Source organism: Mesorhizobium sp. M0698 (genome assembly GCF_040320455.1).
In the GTDB taxonomy this organism is placed as follows: Bacteria; Pseudomonadota; Alphaproteobacteria; order Rhizobiales; family Rhizobiaceae; genus Mesorhizobium.
This window is the reverse complement of record NZ_JAMYPQ010000009.1, coordinates 190,970-204,242: the sequence shown is the minus strand read 5'-3', so window position 1 is coordinate 204,242 and position 13,273 is coordinate 190,970. Positions and strand designations below refer to the sequence as shown.

Below are 13,273 nucleotides of genomic sequence, written 5' to 3'. Positions count from 1 at the left end.
CGCCGGGTTGCCGTCTGCCGCGGATGCCGGAAGCAGCCTAGAAGTTATCCGCCGGAAGCGGAAAAACAACTCTTGTTGGAAAAACGCCGCGGCGAGCGGCCGCGGCGTTCGGACTTTTCGGAAACGTCGGCTCAGTTGCAGACTGCAACAGTGCCAGCCGTCACCCCGGCGCAGACCTCTTCTTTCTTGATCCAGCCGGCGTCGATGACGACGTTGAGGTTGTCCTTGGTGATGGCGACCGGGGTCAGGAACAGCGACTTGACGGTATTGCCGCCGGGCGTGGTGAAATCCTTCACGCCGGCAATGTCGGTCATCTGCTTGCCGTCGGCCAGTTGCGAGGCGATCTCGGCGGCATTCTTGCCGAGCTCGCGCGCATCCTTCCACACCGACACGGTCTGTGTGCCGAGCGCGATGCGGTTCAGCGCGGCGTGGTCGCCGTCCTGGCCCGAAACCGGAACCGATCCGGCCAGCCCTTGCGCCGTCAGCGCGGCGACGACGCCGCCGGCAGTGCCGTCATTAGCGGCGACCACGGCATCGACCTTGTTGTCGTTGGCGGTCAGGAACTGTTCCATGTTCTTCTGAGCGTTGGCCGGCAGCCAGCCGTCCGTATAGGCCTCGCCGACATTCTTGATCTTGCCGCCGTCAATGGCCTCCTTCAGCACCTCCATCGAACCGGCAAACAGGAAATCGGCATTCGGATCGGAACCCGAACCCTTGATGAAGACGTAGTTGCCTTCCGGCTTCACCTTGAAGACTTCGCGGGCCTGCATGCGGCCGACTTCCTTGTTGTCGAAGGTCAGATAGAACACGTCCTTGTTCTCGATCAGCCGGTCATAGCCGACGACCGGGATGCCTTCGTCCAGTGCCTTCTGCACGGCCGGCCCGATGGCCGAGGCGTCCTGCGCCAGGATGATCAGTGCGCTGGCGCCCTGCGAGATCAGGCTCTCGACGTCGGTGAGCTGCTTGCCGGGGTTGGACTGTGCGTCGGCGGAAATATACTTGTCGCCTGCGGCCTCAATGGCCGCCTTCATTGCGGCCTCGTCGGTCTTCCAGCGCTCTTCCTGGAAGTTCGACCAGGAAACGCCGATGACCTTGTCTTTAGCCTGCGCCACCGACGCCAGCGCCAGCGTCATGGCGACACCCGCCAGAATGGCGGTCGTGAATTTCTTCATCATATCCTCCCTGCGCCGCGTACGGCGTGACCAATTGGCTCAAAGACCAGCTTAGAAGCTCTAATTTTTTCGAGCCTCGAAAAAATACTGGCCCGATCTCCGGCTGCTGTCAACATCGATTCTGATGGATTTTGATGACTCTGCGAGTTTTTTCGAGCGTCGGAATAAACGATGACAGCGCCACCTGCATCTGACACTATTTGCCTGCGTCCGACACTATTTGTCGGACATTACCGACGGCTTCCGGTTCATGAGCGGCCGCGGCAACCGGGAGGAAAGCAAAACAATGTCGGTCGGAATCCGCCATGACGATTTGCGCCGGCGCAACCGGGCGATGGTGATCTCGGCGGTGCGCCGGGCCGGCCAGCCATCGCGTACTGAGATCGCAGCTACTACCGGCCTCAGTCATTCGACCATATCGGCGATCTCTTCCGACCTGATACGGGAAGGCATCCTCGCCGAGAGCAAGGCAAGTGAGCCCGTTTCGTTGAAACGCGGTCGTCCGCAGGTCGGCCTCGCCCTCAACCCGGAAGCGGCGGCGGTGCTGACCGTGGTGTTGTCGCTGAATTTCCTGTCGGCCGCCATTATCGACTATACGGGACAGGTGGTCGCCGAGGAACAGCGCCGGCTGGACACGCTGACCATGCCGCGCGACGAGCTGATCCGTGAATGCATGGCCATCGTCCGGCGCCGGCTGCAGGATCCAGACCTTGACGTCCGCAGTGTCGCCCGCATCGCCCTGGCGATTCAGGGCATTACCGACTCCCCTGCACGCGCCATGCTGTGGTCGCCGATCACGCCGCAGACCGACATCGCCTTTGCCGACATGCTGGAGGACGAATTCGGCATCCCGGCAACGGTGGAGAACGACTGCAACATGATGGCGGTGGCTTTGCGCTGGCGCAATCCGGATCGCTATCGCGACGACTTCATCGCCATCCTGCTTTCGCATGGCATCGGCATGGGGCTGGTGCTGAAGGGCGAACTGTTCACCGGGACGCATTCCTCGGGTGGCGAATTTGGCCACATGATCCATCGTCCGGGCGGCGCGCTCTGCCGTTGCGGGCGGCGCGGCTGCATCGAGGCCTATGCCGGCAACTACGCCATCTGGCGCAACGCCAGGCAGATGAGCGAAGAAAGCGAACCGATCGCCGACGTCAGCGACGCCGACATGCGAGCACTGGCGGCCCGGGCGCGCGAGAAAGATGGGCCGGAACGCGAGGCCTACCGCAAGGCCGGCGAAGCGCTGGGTTTCGGTCTCGGCTCGCTGTTCGCGCTGATCGATCCGGCACCGGTCGCGATGGTCGGCGCCAGTGCCGCCGCCTTCGATCTGATCGAGCCGGCCTTGCGGAAGGCAATCGCCCAGACCGCCGGCGGCCAGCATTCGGGCTCGATCTCCTTCGATACAGAGCCGAACGAATTGCCGCTGATCCGCGAAGGCTGCGCGATGCGGGCGCTAAGCTTCGTCGACCAGGAGATTTTCGCGCCGGGCGCGCAAATGAGGCCCAGCGTCAGAAAGAACGTAGCCTGACCAGGCGGGTCAATCTTCCCTGATCGCATAGCCGGCACCGCGGATGGTGCGGATGACATCCGGCATCCGGCCGTTGTTGACGGCTTTGCGCAGCCGCCCGACATGCACGTCGACGGTGCGTTCGTCGATGTAGATTGTCTCGCCCCAGACATTATCGAGTAACTGGCTGCGCGAGAAGACACGGCCCGGATGCCGCATCATGAACTCGAGCAGCCGGAATTCGGTCGGCCCGAGCCTGATTTCGCTCTTCTTGCGATAGACCCTGTGCGATTCGCGATCGAGCACGATGTCGCCGACCTTCAGCACGCTGGACAGCACTTCCGGCTTGGCGCGCCGCAGCAGCGCCTTGACCCTGGCCATGAATTCCGGTGTCGAAAACGGTTTGACCAGATAGTCGTCGGCGCCGGTCGAAAGCCCGCGCACCCGGTCGCTCTCCTCGCCGCGCGCGGTCAGCATGATGATCGGCAGCCGCTCGGTTTCGGGGCGCACCCGCAACCGACGACAGAGCTCGATGCCGGAAACCGCTGGTATCATCCAGTCGAGCACCAAAAGGTCGGGCACATTCTCCTGCAAACGGATCTCGGCTTCGTCGCCGCGTGTCACCACCTCGACCTGGTAGCCTTCGGATTCGAGATTGTAGCGGAGCAGCACACCCAATGGCTCCTCGTCCTCCACCACCATTATGCGTGGTGCGATCATCGGCTGGGCACCCCCATCATGTCACCGGTGCGGACATTGTCGTTTCGTCCTGCTTCGGACGATTGACCGGCAATTGCTCGCCGGTCAGCACATAATACGCATTTTCGGCGATGTTGGTGACATGGTCGCCGATCCGCTCCAGATTCTTGGCGCAGAACAGCAGGTGCGTGCAAGCGGTGATGTTGCGCGGATCTTCCATCATGTAGGTCAACAGCTCGCGGAACACGGACGTGTATTTGACGTCGATGCGCTCGTCGGCGGCACGCAGCTTGGCCAACGCGGCCGCATCGCCTGCAGCATATTCCTCGATGACACCCTGCACCTGGATGAGAACCAGCTGCGCCATCGCGTCGATGGAATGCGACAGGTCCCGCGGCGTGGCGCTGAGGCCGACCGCACTCACGCGCTTGGCGATATTCTTGGCAAGGTCGCCGATGCGTTCGAGGTCGCCCGCCATGCGGATCGCTCCGACCACATGGCGAAGATCGTGGGCCATCGGCTGGCGTTTGGCGATCAGGGTGATGGCGCGGTCGTCCAGTTCGCGTTGACGCGCATCCATGATGGCGTCGTCGGAAACGACGCGTTGCGCCAGCACGTTGTCGGAATTCAACAGGGCCTTGGTCGCCCCGCCGACCATCGAACCGGCGAGGTCGGCCATGTCGCGGATCAGCTTGCTGATCTGCTCGAGATCCTCGTCGAAAGAAGCGACTGTGTGTTCGCCCATGGTCCTGTCCTCATATGCATGATCGGAACGGCTCAGCCGAAGCGGCCAGTGATGTAGTCCTGCGTGCGCTTCTCGCGGGGCGACGTGAAGATCTTCTCGGTCCGGTCGAACTCGACCAGTTCACCCAGATACATGAAGGCGGTCTGGCGCGACACGCGCGCCGCCTGCTGCATGTTGTGGGTGACGATGACGATCGTATAGTCGGCTTGCAATTCGTCGATCAGTTCCTCGATCTTGGCAGTCGACAGCGGGTCGAGGGCCGAAGCCGGTTCGTCGAGCAGAATGACTTCCGGCTTCACGGCCACGGTGCGGGCGATACAGAGCCGCTGCTGCTGGCCGCCGGACAGGCTCAAGCCGCTGGCGTTGAGCTTGTCCTTGACCTCGCTCCACAGCGCGGCGCGCTTCAACGCCTGTTCGACGCGGCCGTCCATCTCGGACTTGCCGAGGTTCTCGTAGAGCCTGACGCCGAAGGCGATGTTCTCGTAGATCGACATCGGGAACGGCGTCGGCTTCTGGAACAGCATGCCGATCTTGGTCCTGAGGAGGTTGAGATCCTGCGACCGGTCGAGAATGTTCTTGCCGTCGAGCAGCACCTGGCCCTCGGCCGTCTGTTTTGGGTAGAGCTCATAGATGCGGTTGAACACACGCAGCAGCGTCGATTTCCCGCACCCCGAAGGGCCGATGAAGGCCGTGACACTGCGCTCAGGCAGTGACAGGCTGATGTCCTTCAGCGCCTTGCTCTGGCCGTAGTAGAAGTTGAGATTCTTGACCTCGATCTTCGTCTTCTCGACGACCGTTTCGGCCATCGTCATGTCTGGGGACAACATCTGTGTCATCTGTCCTCTCTGCGTCCGGTAAGGCTGCGGGCGAGGATGCTCAAGCCCAGAACCGTCAGGGTGATTATGAGTGCGCCGGTCCACGCCAGTTGCTGCCATTCCTCGTAAGGGCTGAGAGCGAACTGGAAGATGGTCACCGGCAGGCTGGCCATCGGCGCGTTGATATTGCTGCTCCAGAACTGGTTGTTGAGCGCGGTGAAGAGCAGCGGCGCCGTCTCGCCGGAAATGCGTGCTATCGCCAGCAATATGCCGGTGACGATGCCGGACAATGCGGCGCGGTAGGCGACCGAACGGATCACCACCCAGCGTGGCGCGCCGATCGCGGCACCGGCTTCACGCAACGCGTTCGGCACCAGGTTGAGCATGTCTTCAGTGGTGCGCACGACCACCGGAATGACCAGGATGGCAAGCGCAACGGCGCCGGCAATGGCCGAGAAATGTCCCATTGGCCGCACCATCAGCTCATAGACAAACAAGCCGATGATGATCGACGGCGCCGACAACAGGATGTCGTTGATGAAGCGGACGACGGTGGTGATGCGCGAAAAGCGTCCATACTCGGCCATGTAGGTTCCCGCCAGCACGCCGATCGGCGTGCCGACGACAACGGCGATGATCGTCATCAGCAGGCTGCCCGCGATGGCATTGAGCAGGCCGCCGGCCTCGCCCGGTGGTGGCGTCATCTCGGTGAAGACCGCGAGCGAAAGCCCGGCTGTGCCCTTATAGACCAGTGCGCCGAGGATGAGCGCCAGCCAGGCAAGCCCGATGCCGGCGGCGACGACGCAAAGCGCCATCATCACCGAATTCCTGGCTTTGCGGCGGCTGTGGAGCGATGAGGATGTCGACATCGGTCAGGCTCCCGTACGGGCGTCGATCCGCATCAGCATATAGCGGGCGGCGGCAAGGATCAGGAAGGTGATGACGAAGAGGATCAGGCCGAGCGAAACCAGCGAGGAGGTGTAGAGGTCGCCGTCGGCCTCGGTGAATTCATTGGCGATGGTCGCCGAGATCGTCGTGCCCGGCGCGAACAGGGAGGCACTGATGCGGTGGGCGTTGCCGATGACGAAGGTCACCGCCATGGTCTCGCCGAGCGCCCGGCCGAGGCCAAGCATGACGCCGCCCATGATGCCGATGCGGGTATAGGGAATGACCACGCGCCGGGTCACTTCCCAGGTCGTGCAACCGATGCCATAGGCCGATTCCTTCAGCACCGCCGGCACCGTATCGAAGACGTCTTTGGTGATCGAGGTGATGAAGGGCAGCACCATGATGGCAAGGATCAGCGCCGAGGTCAGAAGGCCGATGCCGTAAGGAGGGCCAGCGAAAAGGCTGGATAGTCCCGGCACGCCGTGGAAGACGTTGATGATGAAGGGCTGTATCGCCGTCTGCAGGAACGGCGCGAACACGAACAGGCCCCAGATGCCGTAGATGATCGAAGGAATGCCGGCCAACAGCTCGACCGCTATGCCGATCGGGCGCCTGAGCGGGCGCGGGCAGAGCTCGGTGAGAAAGACTGCAATGCCGATGCCGATCGGAACCGCGATCAGGATGGCGATGGCCGCCGTGACCAGGGTGCCGTAGATCGGCGCCAGTGCGCCAAATTTTTCCGTGACCGGATTCCAGCTTTCAGTCGTCAGGAAAGAAAAACCGAACGACGACAGCGCCTGCCATGAGCCGGCAAACAGCGAGATCGCGACACCGCCGAGGATGACCAGCACAAGAATTGCGGAAGCGCGGGTGAGTCCGCGGAATAGGGCATCTGTGAGCGCGAAGCGCCGCACCGTAGCTTCCCTGGCCCGGGCTGCTGCAGATGATGGCATGGCATCGGAAGCGATGGTCATTGGGTCCTCGCGATTGAAGGCAACAGGGAGGGCGCCATCGACGCCCTCCCTGGAGGAGATTACATAGCCGAGTAGAGCGGCTTGCCGTCGTCGCCGACGACTTCCTTGGCCCACATGGCCTTGACGCTCTCAACCACCTTTTCGGGCATCGGAACGTAGTCCAGCTCGCCGGCCATCTCGTCGCCCTTGTCGTATGCCCAGGCGAAGAATTTGAGCGCTTCGCCGGTGGTCGCGGCATCATCCGGCTTCTTGTAGAGCAGGATCCACGTTGCCGCCGTCATCGGCCAGGACTCGGCGCCCGGCTCGTTGGCGAGGATGACACCATAGCCCGGCTGCGAGCTCCAGTCGGCATTGGCCGCTGCCGCCGAGAACGCCGCCGCGGTGGGCTCGACCTTCTTGCCGTCCTTGTTGATCATATCGGTGTGGGTGAGCTTGTTCTGCTTGGCGTAGGCATATTCGACATAACCGATCGCGCCGCCGGTCTGGGAAACGTTGTTGGCAACGCCCTCATTGCCCTTGGCGCCGATGCCGACCGGCCATTCCACGGCCTTGTCGACGCCGACCTTTTCTTTCCAGTCCGCGCTGACGTCGCCGAGGTAATAGGTGAAGTTGAACGTCGTGCCCGAACCATCGGAACGGTGAACGACCGCGATCGCCTGCGAAGGCAGCTTGACGTCCGGATTAAGCTTCTTGATCGCTTCGTCATCCCAGCTCGTGATCTTGCCGAGGAAGATGTCGGCCAGCGTCGGGCCGTCGAGAACCAACTCGCCCGGCTTGATGCCTTCGAGATTGACGACGGGAACGATGCCGCCCATCACCATCGGGAACTGAGCCAGTCCGGTCGCTTCAAGCTCGTCGCCCTTGAGCGGCGCATCCGAAGCGCCGAAGGTAACGGTCTTGGCTTTGATCTGCTTGATGCCGCCGCCGGAACCGATCGACTGGTAGTTAAGGCCAACGCCGGTGTCTTTCTTGTAGGTGTCGGCCCACTTCGCATAGATCGGGTAGGGGAAGGTGGCGCCGGCGCCGGAGATGTCCGCGGCGAGCGCGGCGGACAGGGTGAGGGTGGTCGTCGCCGCAGCCATTGCAATCGCAACGGCCGCCGAGCGGATGAAATGTCTCATGTGGCCTGCTCCTGTTCGGAATATGGTCTCTCGGCGCCATTCCTCCGGCGCCCGCTGAGGCCAATAGCCCCCGATTATTACAGTCGCATGACAGTTTCATGTCGCTCCGGTAACGGCGCCCAGCCGGGTTAAGAAGGAGCGGCCGCGGGCTTTGTCGGCATGGGCCGCGGTTTGCCGCTGGAATCAGCAGCTTGCGTGAATTCCGGCCGGCATCGTCTGCTCGGCGATCGTAGCCACCGGCTTTAAAAGAAAAAAGCCGGACGGGAGCGCGTTGCATGCAGCCAGAACGTGTCATGGCCGCGCCATCGCCGAAACAGGTCCGTTGGGGTAAATCTGACCCTGTTTCTTGCCGGCGGTCGCTGCTCCCGCCCGTAACTGGAGGAGCGGAACTTCGAATATCCCATTGTCGCCACTGAGCGCAGCTTTGGTATGGTGCGATCGCACCATGGCCTTACGCTGGAAGCGTTGACGAATCGCAAGGTTCTAACTCGCGCTGGACCTCCATCCGCGCCCGACCCGGCGCTCGATCTTCGAGCAACGCCTTCGACTGGAAGTGCGACGACTCTACTTCACGGTATCTACTCCCTTCGCCCTATTCCGCCGGTTGTCGGTTAGGCCGAAGCAGCGTTATAAGCTTGCAGGGGTATTGCTGATGTCTCGACGGATTCTGCCTGTCTTCCTGTGCCTGGCGCTGCCTCTGGGAAGCGGCTGCGCGCGCAGCTATGACGGCACCGTCATCATTCCCAAGCCGCTCGATGTTCGCCGTTTCTGGGACAGGCCTTCGCCGCAGGCGCAAGCCGAACAGTCGCAACTGGAGACCGACGTCTTTCCAGTGGCGCCGCAAACGCCGAAAAGGCCGGCGGTGCGCAGGAGCGCGGCTTCCGTTGCAACGCCTCGGAGGAGGGTCACCAACAACCCGCCCATGCTGTCGCCGGAGCCGACGAAGCCGCTAACTTGCAAGAATGTCAGCGAGCCCGGCAAACGGGCCCGCATGGTCTGCGAATAACCAGCCGACGTCCGTCGATGCGTACGGCTCCAGGCCTTGAAGCGGCTATCCGGCCAGCCGTCTCGGAACATCGCCCGCCCTGGTCAGTCCGCCGGGAAAAAGGCCGGCCCGACCACTCTCACCGGCCGCGCGCCGATCGCTTTCTCGATCGACTGATGCTGGGCAATCCCTGGCACCTCGAAAACCGGCGTTTTTGCCCCTGCGAGAGCGGCACCGGCAGTTTCGATCCCGGATTCAGGAATTTCCGCGACGACGCCAAGATCCGGCTTTGCCGTCGGCAACGGAATGATGGCGTTGCTCATGTTGGCCGGTGTCACGGTTCGTGCCCTGAGCTCGGCGACGCGCCGGTAATAGCGCTTGACGTCGCAGGCCTTGAAGTTCGCGTCGTCGCGGTACCGGAACGCGGCAGGTAGCTCCACATAGGGTTTTCCCGACTCGAGCGCGACCATCTCCTCGGTCTCGCGAGTGGCGTCGCTCAGCGTATAGAGGTCGACGCCGGCATCGTCGCAGATGTAGCGACACTGATCGACCGTTTCCTTCAGATCGTCGCCCTTGGCGAACTGCGATTTTGGCGCGGGGAAGAAATATCCGTCCGACAAGCGAACGCAAAACAGCATCCGATTGCCGCCAATTGTTGTGCCTGCGGACTGGGCCTTGGGTGCCGTGTGTTGCTGCGCCGGCTGTTTCTTGGCAGCGGGGGCGGCGCAGCCCAGCGCGACAAACCTGGCCTTCAATCTGGACGTGTCCCTGCTCGAATTCGACAGTCTGGCGATCTGCCGTTGCACCTCCGCCTTGCTGCTGACCAGGTCGGCGCAGGGATTGAAGAAGAAGCCGGCCGTTTTCGCCGTGCATCTGCGTTGTCTCTCAAGCTTTTGAATCGCGGCGAGTTGCCGGCGCAGTTGGGCAAGCTCGGGGCTGGTCCCGCCGCTGCGCCCCGCCGAAAGCAATTGGCTCCTGATGGCACCGCAGCTATCCGCGTAGGAGAAGGATGTGCCGAGCGCAACGGCTATTGCCGACACCAGCATCAGAATCGTGAGGGGCCAGAAGCGTGTCACTGGAACGACCATTATCCTTGTTGCACCAAGAACAGGATTTCTTTGTCGACTATGGATAAGTACTAGCTAAATCAGTTTTTCCTAATTGAAGTAGATCAAACCGCCACCAGAGACTTTAGCTCTAGTGTATTAGATCCACTCGTGTAAATTCAATATTACATTTTTATTTCAAGATTGAGACGAACCGGCAGCAACGCCGGCGGACGCCCGCCACGGCGAAGTTTGATACGCGCGGCGGGTTCGGCATCGCGATCAATCCGGCGTTACCGGCCGGCCGTTGCTGAAACCTTAGCCCTGGGATCGGCGTTGAGCGGCCAAAGGAGGAGACCGCAAATGTCGATCCACTTCACTGTCGCGGACCTGACCAGGAATCTGTTCCATTCACTTGGGTTGGACCATGAACGCGCACCGAGGCCACTCGACCACGAGCAGGGGCTTTTGCTGGAGTGCTATCTTGCCGGCCAGATACCGGAATCGGCCTGGAGCGACTATGTCTTCGAGATGCCGGAACTGGCGCGACATGTCGAGGCGAGACGAAGGCGCCACTAAAGCGCATCGCGGTCGACCGGGCCTCATGCGACGCGCTTAGGTTCTTGTCTAATGCATGTCGTTGTCGCAAAACCGCTGCACACTTTTGCGCGACATGCATTAGGTCCCGAAAAGTGGAATCCGGTTGTCGGAAAAGATCAAGGCGAAGCCTTCACTCGCGGTGCAACCTGTTCTTGTTTGGGCGAGTTGAATTGCAGAGTGAACACCTTGCCCGGGATGCCTTGAGCCAGCGCCGGTGAAAAGCTCAACGGCAGGCAATGGTCCACGGCCGCGACCGCCGCGTCGACAAAAGCTTGGCGCGTCTTCTCCTCGCCGGCGACGCGGATGGCGGTCGGCTTGGGCCGGCCGATCAGCGTGCCATCGCGCCTGAAGCTGAAGCTCAGGGTGACGGTGGAATTCCCGGCATTCGCCGGAGGGGTCCAGCACGCCTGGATGGCAGCCCCGACCTCGGGCATGGTGTTGAGCGTCGCTGCATTCGATTGACCGGTTGCGCCCACCAGCATGGCGCCTGCAATCACCATCATTCCAGCAATGCTTTTCATGGCAGGGCCTCTGTCCTTGAACCGCCCTCGAGGACGGGACGAACTTCGATGGTAGGGCCGACAGCGGCGATGACAAGATGGCGGCGACGCGTTTCATCAGCCATGCAGGCGTCGTGAAACGCCGTCTGGCGCAACTTCGACAGGGGCTGAAATAAGCAAAAGGCCGGCGCGCAGCCGACCTTTGCTTTCCATCCGCGCCAGTACATCCGTGGTCGCGGGCTGGAGGTGGATTCAGTAGAAAGGGTTTAGGTTAACGAAACCTTAAGCTCCCCACATCGTGCAAACAGGGGAGATTAAGAAAATCCCCAGTTCATTACCGGCTCCTGCAGACGTGCGGACGACCGCTATTGGCTTGTGCCTCAGGCGTTGGCCTGCGACCGCACATAGGCGATATAGCCGCGCACGTCGGCGGCCGGGTCGGCATAGGCCTTGCCGAGCTTCTTCTCGATCGCCGCCATATAGTCTTTTGCCCATTGGGGCAGCGCGTAGTCGATGACGGCGAGGAACTCGAGCGTCGCCGCCAAACGGATGTCGGCGATCGACGGGTTCTTGCCGCCGATGAACGGCTTGCCGTTCCTGAAGAAGCTGTGAAACACCTCCAGCGGCTCGGCTATCGCTTCTATAGCGGCCTTCTGGGCTTCCGACTTCTTGTCGGGATGAGCGTCGCTGTGGCCGACCTCGCCGGCATATTGCGGGAAATTCAGTACAGGATATGTGGCGCGCGCCACATAGGGGTAGAGCGTGCCGATCAGGTAGAACATGGCGCTGTCGATCATTGCCCGCTTGGCCGGCGCCTTGGGATATAATTTCTCCAGCCCGTGCTTGTTGGCGAGATACTGCATGATGGCGCAGCTTTCCCACAAGACACCTCTCGGCAGGCCCTTGTCCTCGATCATCGGCGTAAGATGGGCCGGGTTTCGCGCCATATATTCGGGCGAGCGCGTGAGGCCCCAAACGTCGGTTTCGGAATGATCGAGCCCGGCGGCGCGTGCAAACACCCGAACGCTCATATTGTTGACGCTGGGCTTCAGCATGCTGAGCGTGAGCGCCGGCTTTTTCGCAGGCTTCGCCTTGGCCTTCGCGGGCTTTTTGCCGGAGACCTTCGTCGCCGGCTTTGCCACTTTCGCCGCTGACTTGGCGGCGGCTTTGGCCGCCGGCTTCGCTCCTGGTTTGGCTGCCTTGGCGGCGGGCTTTTTCGCACTCTTCGTTGCTGTCTTTGCCATTATGTCCTCCCTTTGTTTGGCGTGTCGTCAGTATGGATTTTTCGGTGCGCGATCCTCCGACAAGGTTGCGCGCAAGTGCTCGACAAGCGCCTGGATCGCATCGGCAAGGTGCACTTCGGCGATGTTGTAATCGCCGCGCGCGACGCGGATCTTGTGCGCCTGCATCAGCACGTCGGCATGGGTGAAGCCCACCGGCGGCTCGAAACGGTAGGAGGCGAGCTCGATCAGAAGGCCGAGCGGATCCTCGAAATAGATCGAGTCCATGAAGCCGCGATCCTTGACGCCGCTGTGCTTGATTTCACGCTCGTTGAGCCGGGCGACCGCCTGCAAGAAGGTGACGCGCGACACCGCGAAAGCGATGTGATGGACGCAGCCAGTATCGGTTGGCGTGCGCCGCTTGACCGGCGTGCGGCTTTCGTCGGTGAAGACGGTGATCAGCCGGCCGTCGCCCGGATCGAAATAGAGATGGCTTTCGCTTGCCTTGTCGAGATTGGGCTGCTCGAAGATGAAAGGCATGCCGAGCACGCCCTCCCAGAAATCGATCGAGGTCTGACGCCCGGCGCCGACCAGCGTGATGTGATGAACGCCCTGCGATTGCAGTTTTTGCATTGCCTTCCTCCCGTGGCATCTCCTCATCGGCACGAACCGTATCGGTCCGCGCCGATCAATTTGCGGCAGCGCTCCACATGGTCGGCATCCGCATTACGGATACGGCTGATCGCCTATCCGGCCTGCCGAGCGTTCCCTGCCCGGCGTTCTGTGCGCCGGTTTGAGCCTCCCGGCTCATGGTTTGTGACGTGATGCTAATTCAATTGCCGGCGCTGCGCCAGAAGCAGAGAACCCGGCCTGACCCTGACCGATGCCGGTGTATTACAACCATTGTGAGATTACTTGGTACGCCCAAGGGGAATCGAACCCCTGTTCCCGCCGTGAGAGGGCGGTGTCCTGACCGCTAGACGATGGGCGCGTTCAAG

Annotated in this window: 14 protein-coding genes and 1 tRNA gene; 3 read left to right on the top strand and 12 right to left on the bottom strand. The window is 61.8% G+C overall.

Annotated features, from left to right (window positions below):
• Positions 1-131 precede the first annotated feature (131 nt).
• Positions 132-1,172, bottom strand: coding sequence for a D-xylose ABC transporter substrate-binding protein (gene xylF / locus NKI16_RS19850; RefSeq protein ID WP_352480859.1), 1,041 nt, complete (start codon positions 1,170-1,172; stop codon positions 132-134).
• 286 nt (positions 1,173-1,458) lie between these two features.
• Between xylF and NKI16_RS19845 the strand changes: the two genes are divergently transcribed.
• Positions 1,459-2,703, top strand: a complete 1,245-nt coding sequence (locus NKI16_RS19845; RefSeq protein WP_352480860.1) for an ROK family protein — start codon at positions 1,459-1,461, stop codon at positions 2,701-2,703.
• A 9-nt stretch (positions 2,704-2,712) separates the two neighbouring features.
• Here the strand turns inward: NKI16_RS19845 and phoB are convergent, their stop codons facing one another.
• Genes phoB through pstS form a run of 6 tightly spaced genes read right to left on the bottom strand, consistent with a single transcriptional unit; the run spans position 2,713 to position 7,924 of the window.
• Complete coding sequence (gene phoB / locus NKI16_RS19840; RefSeq protein WP_031212149.1) at positions 2,713-3,402, bottom strand: phosphate regulon transcriptional regulator PhoB; 690 nt, start codon at positions 3,400-3,402, stop codon at positions 2,713-2,715.
• A 16-nt stretch (positions 3,403-3,418) separates the two neighbouring features.
• Positions 3,419-4,126: a phosphate signaling complex protein PhoU gene (phoU, locus tag NKI16_RS19835; RefSeq protein WP_023678534.1), complete on the bottom strand. Its 708-nt coding sequence runs from the start codon at positions 4,124-4,126 to the stop codon at positions 3,419-3,421.
• A gap of 32 nt (positions 4,127-4,158) precedes the next feature.
• Positions 4,159-4,962, bottom strand: coding sequence for a phosphate ABC transporter ATP-binding protein PstB (gene pstB / locus NKI16_RS19830; RefSeq protein ID WP_352923610.1), 804 nt, complete (start codon positions 4,960-4,962; stop codon positions 4,159-4,161).
• Positions 4,959-5,810: a phosphate ABC transporter permease PstA gene (gene pstA / locus NKI16_RS19825; RefSeq protein ID WP_023678532.1), complete on the bottom strand. Its 852-nt coding sequence runs from the start codon at positions 5,808-5,810 to the stop codon at positions 4,959-4,961. Before pstA ends, pstB begins: the two co-directional genes overlap by 4 nt.
• Positions 5,811-5,813: 3 nt before the next feature.
• Positions 5,814-6,803, bottom strand: coding sequence for a phosphate ABC transporter permease subunit PstC (pstC, locus tag NKI16_RS19820; RefSeq protein WP_023678531.1), 990 nt, complete (start codon positions 6,801-6,803; stop codon positions 5,814-5,816).
• A 59-nt stretch (positions 6,804-6,862) separates the two neighbouring features.
• Positions 6,863-7,924, bottom strand: a complete 1,062-nt coding sequence (gene pstS, locus NKI16_RS19815) for a phosphate ABC transporter substrate-binding protein PstS (RefSeq protein WP_031212147.1) — start codon at positions 7,922-7,924, stop codon at positions 6,863-6,865.
• A gap of 652 nt (positions 7,925-8,576) precedes the next feature.
• On the opposite strand from pstS, the gene NKI16_RS19810 reads away from it, so the two are divergent.
• Positions 8,577-8,930 (top strand): hypothetical protein, encoded by a 354-nt coding sequence (locus NKI16_RS19810; protein WP_352451139.1) that lies wholly within the window; start codon positions 8,577-8,579, stop codon positions 8,928-8,930.
• Positions 8,931-9,013: 83 nt separating this feature from the next.
• On the opposite strand, the gene NKI16_RS19805 is transcribed toward NKI16_RS19810, so the two are convergent.
• Positions 9,014-9,985 (bottom strand): DUF2865 domain-containing protein, encoded by a 972-nt coding sequence (locus tag NKI16_RS19805; RefSeq protein ID WP_352621551.1) that lies wholly within the window; start codon positions 9,983-9,985, stop codon positions 9,014-9,016.
• 333 nt (positions 9,986-10,318) lie between these two features.
• Between NKI16_RS19805 and NKI16_RS19800 the strand changes: the two genes are divergently transcribed.
• Positions 10,319-10,534, top strand: a complete 216-nt coding sequence (locus NKI16_RS19800; RefSeq protein WP_352451137.1) for a hypothetical protein — start codon at positions 10,319-10,321, stop codon at positions 10,532-10,534.
• A 137-nt stretch (positions 10,535-10,671) separates the two neighbouring features.
• Here the strand turns inward: NKI16_RS19800 and tolA are convergent, their stop codons facing one another.
• The 4 genes from tolA to NKI16_RS19780 form a co-directional block, all read right to left on the bottom strand.
• Positions 10,672-11,037 carry a cell envelope integrity protein TolA gene (gene tolA, locus NKI16_RS19795; RefSeq protein ID WP_352703757.1) on the bottom strand — a complete coding sequence of 122 codons (366 nt, stop codon included), beginning with the start codon at positions 11,035-11,037 and terminating at the stop codon, positions 10,672-10,674.
• A gap of 398 nt (positions 11,038-11,435) precedes the next feature.
• Positions 11,436-12,299 (bottom strand): glutathione S-transferase family protein, encoded by an 864-nt coding sequence (locus NKI16_RS19790; RefSeq protein ID WP_352451135.1) that lies wholly within the window; start codon positions 12,297-12,299, stop codon positions 11,436-11,438.
• Positions 12,300-12,326: 27 nt separating this feature from the next.
• On the bottom strand, positions 12,327-12,908 hold the full coding sequence (locus NKI16_RS19785; RefSeq protein WP_352621547.1) for a VOC family protein: 582 nt from the start codon (positions 12,906-12,908) through the stop codon (positions 12,327-12,329).
• Between the two features lie 283 nt (positions 12,909-13,191).
• Positions 13,192-13,266 (bottom strand) — tRNA-Glu (locus NKI16_RS19780).
• Positions 13,267-13,273: the final 7 nt, after the last annotated feature.

What these genes read in the sequence shown, in the direction of transcription:
- xylF (WP_352480859.1), bottom strand. Translation starts at nt 1,172, where the DNA reads ATGAAGAAATTCACGACCGCCATTCTGGCGGGTGTCGCCATGACGCTG.
- NKI16_RS19845 (WP_352480860.1), top strand. Translation starts at nt 1,459, where the DNA reads ATGTCGGTCGGAATCCGCCATGACGATTTGCGCCGGCGCAACCGGGCG.
- phoB (WP_031212149.1), bottom strand. Translation starts at nt 3,402, where the DNA reads ATGATCGCACCACGCATAATGGTGGTGGAGGACGAGGAGCCATTGGGT.
- phoU (WP_023678534.1), bottom strand. Translation starts at nt 4,126, where the DNA reads ATGGGCGAACACACAGTCGCTTCTTTCGACGAGGATCTCGAGCAGATC.
- pstB (WP_352923610.1), bottom strand. Translation starts at nt 4,962, where the DNA reads ATGACACAGATGTTGTCCCCAGACATGACGATGGCCGAAACGGTCGTC.
- pstA (WP_023678532.1), bottom strand. Translation starts at nt 5,810, where the DNA reads ATGTCGACATCCTCATCGCTCCACAGCCGCCGCAAAGCCAGGAATTCG.
- pstC (WP_023678531.1), bottom strand. Translation starts at nt 6,803, where the DNA reads ATGACCATCGCTTCCGATGCCATGCCATCATCTGCAGCAGCCCGGGCC.
- pstS (WP_031212147.1), bottom strand. Translation starts at nt 7,924, where the DNA reads ATGAGACATTTCATCCGCTCGGCGGCCGTTGCGATTGCAATGGCTGCG.
- NKI16_RS19810 (WP_352451139.1), top strand. Translation starts at nt 8,577, where the DNA reads ATGTCTCGACGGATTCTGCCTGTCTTCCTGTGCCTGGCGCTGCCTCTG.
- NKI16_RS19800 (WP_352451137.1), top strand. Translation starts at nt 10,319, where the DNA reads ATGTCGATCCACTTCACTGTCGCGGACCTGACCAGGAATCTGTTCCAT.
- tolA (WP_352703757.1), bottom strand. Translation starts at nt 11,037, where the DNA reads ATGCTGGTGGGCGCAACCGGTCAATCGAATGCAGCGACGCTCAACACC.
- NKI16_RS19790 (WP_352451135.1), bottom strand. Translation starts at nt 12,299, where the DNA reads ATGGCAAAGACAGCAACGAAGAGTGCGAAAAAGCCCGCCGCCAAGGCA.
- NKI16_RS19785 (WP_352621547.1), bottom strand. Translation starts at nt 12,908, where the DNA reads ATGCAAAAACTGCAATCGCAGGGCGTTCATCACATCACGCTGGTCGGC.